The sequence below is a fragment of the Streptomyces sp. MS06 genome (genome assembly GCF_047200655.1).
GTDB lineage: Bacteria > Actinomycetota > Actinomycetes > Streptomycetales > Streptomycetaceae > Streptomyces.
On sequence record NZ_JBJZOJ010000119.1, the window covers coordinates 1 to 5,051 of the forward strand.

General features: G+C 57.8%; 2 rRNA genes. Both read left to right on the top strand.

The window, feature by feature from the left end:
• Window positions 1-53: 53 nt before the first annotated feature.
• Window positions 54-1,581: ribosomal RNA gene (locus ACL02U_RS32555) — 16S ribosomal RNA — on the top strand.
• 325 nt (window positions 1,582-1,906) lie between these two features.
• Window positions 1,907-5,029: ribosomal RNA gene (locus tag ACL02U_RS32560) — 23S ribosomal RNA — on the top strand.
• The 16S and 23S rRNA genes sit together here, the layout of an rRNA operon.
• Window positions 5,030-5,051: the final 22 nt, after the last annotated feature.

Consider the following 5,051-nt stretch of genomic DNA (forward strand, 5'->3'; position numbering starts at 1 on the left):
TATTCCTCCTCATGGTTCCGCTCCCGTGTGTGTCGCCGGATGACCGGCAAACATTCACGGAGAGTTTGATCCTGGCTCAGGACGAACGCTGGCGGCGTGCTTAACACATGCAAGTCGAACGATGAACCTCCTTCGGGAGGGGAAGAGTGGCGAACGGGTGAGTAACACGTGGGCAATCTGCCCTGCACTCTGGGACAAGCCCTGGAAACGGGGTCTAATACCGGATACGACGCGCTCGGGCATCCGATGCGCGTGGAAAGCTCCGGCGGTGCAGGATGAGCCCGCGGCCTATCAGCTTGTTGGTGAGGTAGTGGCTCACCAAGGCGACGACGGGTAGCCGGCCTGAGAGGGCGACCGGCCACACTGGGACTGAGACACGGCCCAGACTCCTACGGGAGGCAGCAGTGGGGAATATTGCACAATGGGCGAAAGCCTGATGCAGCGACGCCGCGTGAGGGATGACGGCCTTCGGGTTGTAAACCTCTTTCAGCAGGGAAGAAGCGAAAGTGACGGTACCTGCAGAAGAAGCGCCGGCTAACTACGTGCCAGCAGCCGCGGTAATACGTAGGGCGCAAGCGTTGTCCGGAATTATTGGGCGTAAAGAGCTCGTAGGCGGCTTGTCGCGTCGGTTGTGAAAGCCCGGGGCTTAACCCCGGGTCTGCAGTCGATACGGGCAGGCTAGAGTTCGGTAGGGGAGATCGGAATTCCTGGTGTAGCGGTGAAATGCGCAGATATCAGGAGGAACACCGGTGGCGAAGGCGGATCTCTGGGCCGATACTGACGCTGAGGAGCGAAAGCGTGGGGAGCGAACAGGATTAGATACCCTGGTAGTCCACGCCGTAAACGGTGGGCACTAGGTGTGGGCGACATTCCACGTCGTCCGTGCCGCAGCTAACGCATTAAGTGCCCCGCCTGGGGAGTACGGCCGCAAGGCTAAAACTCAAAGGAATTGACGGGGGCCCGCACAAGCGGCGGAGCATGTGGCTTAATTCGACGCAACGCGAAGAACCTTACCAAGGCTTGACATACATCGGAAACGGCCAGAGATGGTCGCCCCCTTGTGGTCGGTGTACAGGTGGTGCATGGCTGTCGTCAGCTCGTGTCGTGAGATGTTGGGTTAAGTCCCGCAACGAGCGCAACCCTTGTCCCGTGTTGCCAGCAGGCCCTTGTGGTGCTGGGGACTCACGGGAGACCGCCGGGGTCAACTCGGAGGAAGGTGGGGACGACGTCAAGTCATCATGCCCCTTATGTCTTGGGCTGCACACGTGCTACAATGGCCGGTACAATGAGCTGCGATACCGTGAGGTGGAGCGAATCTCAAAAAGCCGGTCTCAGTTCGGATTGGGGTCTGCAACTCGACCCCATGAAGTCGGAGTCGCTAGTAATCGCAGATCAGCATTGCTGCGGTGAATACGTTCCCGGGCCTTGTACACACCGCCCGTCACGTCACGAAAGTCGGTAACACCCGAAGCCGGTGGCCCAACCCCTTGTGGGAGGGAGCTGTCGAAGGTGGGACTGGCGATTGGGACGAAGTCGTAACAAGGTAGCCGTACCGGAAGGTGCGGCTGGATCACCTCCTTTCTAAGGAGCACTTCTTACTGGGCCGGGTTTTCCTGGTCTGGTCAAGAGGCCAGTTCATCGGCGAGTGTCCGGTGCTGGTTGCTCATGGGTGGAACGTTGACTATTCGGCATTCTTGGCCTGCTCTGGTCGCTAGTACTGCTTCGGCGTGGAACGCGAGAGGAGAGGGCTCGGGGTGTCGGGCACGCTGTTGGGTGTCTGAGGGAACGATCGTTTGATCGTTTGTTCCTTCGGTTGCCGGCCCCAGTGAACTCGAGCCTGTTGTGGTTCGGGGTGGTGGGTGGCTGGTCGTTGTTTGAGAACTGCACAGTGGACGCGAGCATCTGTGGCCAAGTTTTTAAGGGCGCACGGTGGATGCCTTGGCACCAGGAACCGATGAAGGACGTGGGAGGCCACGATAGTCCCCGGGGAGTCGTCAACCAGGCTTTGATCCGGGGGTTTCCGAATGGGGAAACCCGGCAGTCGTCATGGGCTGTCACCCGCTGCTGAACTCATAGGCAGTGTGGAGGGAACGCGGGGAAGTGAAACATCTCAGTACCCGCAGGAAGAGAAAACAACCGTGATTCCGGGAGTAGTGGCGAGCGAAACCGGATGAGGCTAAACCGTATGTGTGTGAGACCCGGCAGGGGTTGCGCATGCGGGGTTGTGGGTTCTTTCTTGACCGGTCTGCCGGCTGGTCGGTGAGTTAGAAACCGTTGATGTAGGCGAAGGACATGCGAAAGGTCCGGCGTAGAGGGTAAGACCCCCGTAGCTGAAACGTCAGCGGCTTGCTTGAAGGATACCCAAGTAGCACGGGGCCCGAGAAATCCCGTGTGAATCTGGCGGGACCACCCGCTAAGCCTAAATATTCCCTGGTGACCGATAGCGGATAGTACCGTGAGGGAATGGTGAAAAGTACCCCGGGAGGGGAGTGAAATAGTACCTGAAACCGTGTGCCTACAAGCCGTGGGAGCGTCGGAGCGAGACTTGTTCTCGTTCTCGTGACTGCGTGCCTTTTGAAGAATGAGCCTGCGAGTTTGCGGTGTGTTGCGAGGTTAACCCGGGTGGGGAAGCCGTAGCGAAAGCGAGTCCGAAGAGGGCGTTTCAGTAGCATGCTCAAGACCCGAAGCGGAGTGATCTAGCCATGGGCAGGTTGAAGCGGAGGTAAGACTTCGTGGAGGACCGAACCCACCAGGGTTGAAAACCTGGGGGATGACCTGTGGTTAGGGGTGAAAGGCCAATCAAACTCCGTGATAGCTGGTTCTCCCCGAAATGCATTTAGGTGCAGCGTCGTGTGTTTCTTGCCGGAGGTAGAGCACTGGATAGGCGATGGGCCCTACCGGGTTACTGACCTTAGCCAAACTCCGAATGCCGGTAAGTGAGAGCGCGGCAGTGAGACTGTGGGGGATAAGCTCCATGGTCGAGAGGGAAACAGCCCAGAGCATCGACTAAGGCCCCTAAGCGTACGCTAAGTGGGAAAGGATGTGGAGTCGCAGAGACAACCAGGAGGTTGGCTTAGAAGCAGCCACCCTTGAAAGAGTGCGTAATAGCTCACTGGTCAAGTGATTCCGCGCCGACAATGTAGCGGGGCTCAAGCGTACCGCCGAAGTCGTGTCATTGCGATATATACCTCTAACGGGGATCGTGATGGGTAGGGGAGCGTCGTCTGCCGGGTGAAGCAGCACCGGAAGGTAGTTGTGGACGGTTGACGAGTGAGAATGCAGGCATGAGTAGCGATACAAACGTGGGAAACGTTTGCGCCGATTGACTAAGGGTTCCTGGGTCAAGCTGATCTGCCCAGGGTAAGTCGGGACCTAAGGCGAGGCCGACAGGCGTAGTCGATGGATAACCGGTTGATATTCCGGTACCCGCTGTGAAGCGTCAAACATCGAGCATCGTGATGCTAAGGCCGTGAAGCCGCCCTGATCTCTTCGGAGTTGAGGGGAGTGGTGGAGCCGCTGAACCAAGCGGTTAGTAGGTGAGTGATGGGGTGACGCAGGAAGGTAGTCCATCCCGGGCGGTGGTTGTCCCGGGGTAAGGGTGTAGGCCGGTGTGTAGGTAAATCCGCGCACCTTGTGGTTGAGACCTGATGCCGAGCCGATTGTGGCGAAGTGGATGATCCTATGCTGTCGAGAAAAGCCTCTAGCGAGTTTTATGGCGGCCCGTACCCTAAACCGACTCAGGTGGTCAGGTAGAGAATACCGAGGCGTTCGGGTGAACTATGGTTAAGGAACTCGGCAAAATGCCCCCGTAACTTCGGGAGAAGGGGGGCCACGTCTGGTGATGGAGTTTTCCTCTGGAGCTGGGTGTGGCCGCAGAGACCAGCGAGAAGCGACTGTTTACTAAAAACACAGGTCCGTGCGAAGCCGTAAGGCGATGTATACGGACTGACGCCTGCCCGGTGCTGGAACGTTAAGGGGACCGGTTAGCTCACTTTCGGGTGGGCGAAGCTGAGAACTTAAGCGCCAGTAAACGGCGGTGGTAACTATAACCATCCTAAGGTAGCGAAATTCCTTGTCGGGTAAGTTCCGACCTGCACGAATGGCGTAACGACTTCTCGACTGTCTCAACCATAGGCCCGGTGAAATTGCACTACGAGTAAAGATGCTCGTTTCGCGCAGCAGGACGGAAAGACCCCGGGACCTTTACTACAGTTTGATATTGGTGTTCGGTTCGGCTTGTGTAGGATAGCTGGGAGACTTTGAAAGCGGCACGCCAGTGTCGTGGGAGTCGTCGTTGAAATACCAGTCTGGTCGTGCTGGATGTCTAACCTGGGTCCGTGATCCGGATCAGGGACAGTGTCTGATGGGTAGTTTAACTGGGGCGGTTGCCTCCTAAAGAGTAACGGAGGCGCCCAAAGGTTCCCTCAGCCTGGTTGGTAATCAGGTGTTGAGTGTAAGTGCACAAGGGAGCTTGACTGTGAGACCGACGGGTCGAGCAGGGACGAAAGTCGGGACTAGTGATCCGGCGGTGGCTTGTGGAAGCGCCGTCGCTCAACGGATAAAAGGTACCCCGGGGATAACAGGCTGATCTTCCCCAAGAGTCCATATCGACGGGATGGTTTGGCACCTCGATGTCGGCTCGTCGCATCCTGGGGCTGGAGTCGGTCCCAAGGGTTGGGCTGTTCGCCCATTAAAGCGGTACGCGAGCTGGGTTTAGAACGTCGTGAGACAGTTCGGTCCCTATCCGCTGTGCGCGTAGGAGTCTTGAGAAGGGCTGTCCCTAGTACGAGAGGACCGGGACGGACGAACCTCTGGTGTGCCAGTTGTTCTGCCAAGGGCATGGCTGGTTGGCTACGTTCGGGAGGGATAACCGCTGAAAGCATCTAAGCGGGAAGCCTGCTTCGAGATGAGGGCTCCCACCCACTTGATGGGGTAAGGCTCCCAGTAGACGACTGGGTTGATAGGCCGGATATGGAAGCCTCGTGAGGGGTGGAGTTGACCGGTACTAATAGGCCGAGGGCTTGTCCTCAGTTGCTCGCGTCCACTGTGTT